We start from the raw sequence: 3,416 nt of genomic DNA on the forward strand, positions 1-3,416 counted from the left end.
GACTCAACGCTTAACGGAGGCCGGACCACGACAAATCTTTAACTGCAAATCTGTCCGTTGGAGCGGGTCAATCTCAGATCGCCGCCTTTCACGTCCTTCAACTCATCCCACGATATCGGCATCGACACCGCCATGCCGGGGCGCGCGCGCACCGAAAACGCGGCCACCGTGCTGGCGCTTCGACCGTTGCGCAGATAGTCGATGAAGATCTTGCCCACTCGATTCTTTGGACCGAGCACCGCCGAAAAACGCTGGGGCACAACGCGGGTCATGTGCTGTGCGACCGCCTGTGAGAAGAGCTTGACCTCCTCCCATCCCTGCCGGCGAGTGAGCGGCACGACGATGTGAAATCCCTTGCCGCCGCTGGTCTTGGCGAATGAGCGCAGGCCCAGTTCATCCAATACAACCTTGACGAGCAATGCGGCTTCCAGCATTGCCGACCACGGCAACGACGGGTCGGGGTCCAGGTCAAAGATGACGCGATCGGGGTGCTCGAGGTCAGGCGCAGCCCCGTTCCATGAATGGATCTCGACGACGCTCATCTGAGCGAGCCCAACCAGCGCGTCGGCGGTGTTGGCGACCAGCAGCGGCTTGTGTCCCGGATACACGCTCACGGGCAACTCTTCGACGCCGGGAATGCGCGCACGCTCAGAATGCTTCTGAAAAAACAGTTCGCCCGCAATACCATCGGGCGCACGCACGAGCGCGAGCGGACGGGCATGCAGGCAGGGCAGTGCCCATTCCGAGATGGCGTCGTAGTACCGCACGATGTCGAGCTTGGTGCGGCCTGACGCTGGATCCATCACGCGCTGCGGGTTGCTGATTTTGATGTCACCCATTATGACCGTGCCACGCGGACCGGGTCGCTCCCGCGTCGAGCCGATGTTGCCGGCTCCGAGCTCATCCGCGACCTTTCCCTCGGTGACCGCCCGTGCGGGCTTATCTTCGCGCAACGCATGAAAGACGGGATGTCGGACTTCGCCGTTGGGCGTCCACTCGAGAAATGACACGTCAGCCACAATGTCGGGCGCGAGCCAGTGAAACTCGCGATCGCGCTCCGGTTCCGGGGCGTTGTAGAAGGCAGGGAAAGCCTGCTGCAAGGTGTGAGCGCGCCTGGCGAATGCCGCACTGCGCGCGGGCGATAGGTGGGGCGCAACGTGCCCGGCATATCTGAGGGTGCCGTCCTGCTCGTGGACGCCCAACCGCAAAGAGCGCACGCCTGACTTGGCGCCCCTAACCCGTGAGAAGCCGCCGATCACGAACTCTTGCCTGAGATTACATTTTAGTTTGATCCAGTCGTTCGAGCGTCCCGAGCGGTATGGCGCATCGGCGCGCTTGCCAATGATGCCTTCGAGCTTCATTTTGCAAGCGGAGGCGACGAGCGACGCCGGATCTTCGGCGAAATCGTCGGAATAGCGTAGGAGCGGGCTCTCGGCCTGTTCCATCAACTCATGAAGGAGCGTGCGGCGCGCCCGCAGCGGCTGCTCACGGAGGTCCGTGCCATTGAGCCACAAAAGGTCGAAGACGTACAGAACTATGTCGGCCGTACTTCGCCGGTCGAAGGCGTTTTGCAAGGCATTGAAGTCGGGCTTGCCATTCGCATCGAGTACGACCGCTTCTGAATCGACCCACGCGCTGTCGGCCGGCAACGCCTCGAGTGCCTTTCGGAATCGCGGCATGCGATCCGTCCAGTCGTGCCCGTTGCGCGTGATCAGTCTGACTTCGCCTCGTTCAAGGCGCGCGAGCATCCGATAGCCGTCGAACTTGATCTCGTAGGACCAGTCGCCTTCGGCCGGATGATGCTGAACGAGAGTGGCAAGCTCCGGCTCGATGAGCGCCGGCATGTCGCCGGGCGCCGTCTCGGACGCCCGTACGCGCGTTGCGCGAGATCCGGTCCAGCGCCCCATATCATTTGCCTGCATCCGGCGGCATGCCGTCGCCGTCGCTGTCGTCGTCGTCACTGTCGTTGCCCCTGCCGCTGTCGCGATGGCCGGTGTCGGGCATGCCTGTCCGATGGCATCGCGACTGATGGGTTGGCCGGGAATGTTGCCCGGAAACAGCCACTCGCGCGGGTGGGCGTCGTGCCAGTACGTTCGCAGGATCTCGAGCAGCCGCGGCGAGAGCATCACGTACCTGTTCCTTGCGATTCTTGCCCTGGTTCACACGGATGACCTTGCGCTTGCTGTCGATGTCGGTGACCTTCAGGTGGACGACTTCTGACACCCGCAGGCCCGCTGCGTAGGCAACCATCAGAATGGCCCGGTGCTTTAGGCTGGCAATGGAGTCGAAGAAGGTGGTGATCTCCTCGAGACTCAGGACGACCGGTAGTCTGAACGGCTTCTTCGGCAGCGGGAAAATTCTCGTCGCTCCAGTCACGTTCGAGCGTCACCCGGTAGAGGAAACGCAGTGCGCCGATCGTTGCGCCGAGACTGGCGGGCGCCAGCTTGCGTTCTTCGCGGAGGTAGACGAGCTAGGCGCGGATCTCCTCGGGACCTAGCAGTTCGGGCGAGCGGCGGAAGTGTCGGGCGAAACAGGATACCTGAATCAGATAGGACGTCTGGGTATTATCCGCAAGGTTGCGGATCTGCATGTCATGCAGCATGCGTTGGCGCAGTGGCGTCATGGCGAGCCTCCTCGAAGCAGTGGGTGGAATGCCCAACCGGGCGTCCACATACTGCTTTTGGCGACACCACTTACCATTTCGCCGGGGTCCGGCGACAGACAACCCCCTTCATGAATCGTCAGCCAAAGACCTGTGTCGACCTCCCATTACCGCGTCAGCGGTTTTGTTACGCTTGTGTCCAGCGTTATCGCCGGTGCCTTGTGGAACCACCCGGTTGCAGACGCCACGTTCTACGCGGGTGCAGGTTTCGGTATCCTGACAATCGCGTTGTGTTTGTGCGGACCCCAGAGACGGCTGCGGTTGGCTGAGTCAGCGCGTTTTCAGGCGATGCGAAAGTTGCGTCCTCCGTTCGTTTTCGGCGTTCGCAGAGGCTTGCCGAAGTCAGGGCCAAGAACCGGAATCATTAGGTACGCGTCGTAGTCAGCCGTTGTGCAATAAACAAATCAACGGTGTGCATCAGCAGGTCTATCGGAGCCGGCTTGCGAAGGAAAGCAGCCCAGCAGCGTGGTTCATCCGGTGGTTCCGGCAATGCGGACAACATGACGACCGGTATCCCGGCGAGCGTTAGTTGGTATTTGAGACGACGGCGGCATAGCTCTGCGCCGTCCATTTCAGATATCTGCCAGTAAGTGATAACGAGTTGTGGAATATGACGGGTGGCCTTCCGCAATGCGTCGTATCCATTCTCGGGAAGCACTACGTGATAGCCCCTGCTTTCTAGCAGGCCGTTGAAATATCCGTCGTTGATGCACTCAGATGCATTACGACGGATGCTGGTTTCGAATTTTTGAAA

The 3,416-nt window shown here is 60.9% G+C and carries 4 protein-coding genes; all 4 read right to left on the reverse strand.

Annotated features, from left to right (window positions below; all coding sequences use genetic code 11):
* Positions 1-38 precede the first annotated feature (38 nt).
* On the reverse strand, positions 39-1,844 hold the full coding sequence (gene ligD, locus AWB65_RS34370) for a DNA ligase D (protein ID WP_327359593.1): 1,806 nt from the start codon (positions 1,842-1,844) through the stop codon (positions 39-41).
* A 64-nt stretch (positions 1,845-1,908) separates the two neighbouring features.
* The gene (locus tag AWB65_RS37520; RefSeq protein ID WP_235008087.1) at positions 1,909-2,376 is read right to left on the reverse strand and encodes a tyrosine-type recombinase/integrase; all 468 of its coding nucleotides are present in this window, start codon (positions 2,374-2,376) and stop codon (positions 1,909-1,911) included.
* A 94-nt stretch (positions 2,377-2,470) separates the two neighbouring features.
* Positions 2,471-2,623 (reverse strand): phage integrase N-terminal SAM-like domain-containing protein, encoded by a 153-nt coding sequence (locus AWB65_RS37525; protein WP_235008089.1) that lies wholly within the window; start codon positions 2,621-2,623, stop codon positions 2,471-2,473.
* Positions 2,624-3,026: 403 nt separating this feature from the next.
* On the reverse strand, positions 3,027-3,416 hold a 390-nt coding region (locus AWB65_RS34380; RefSeq protein WP_327359596.1), incomplete at its 5' end, for a response regulator.

Origin of the sequence: Caballeronia humi (genome assembly GCF_001544475.1) — a bacterium.
GTDB classification, from domain to species: Bacteria; Pseudomonadota; Gammaproteobacteria; order Burkholderiales; family Burkholderiaceae; genus Caballeronia; species Caballeronia humi.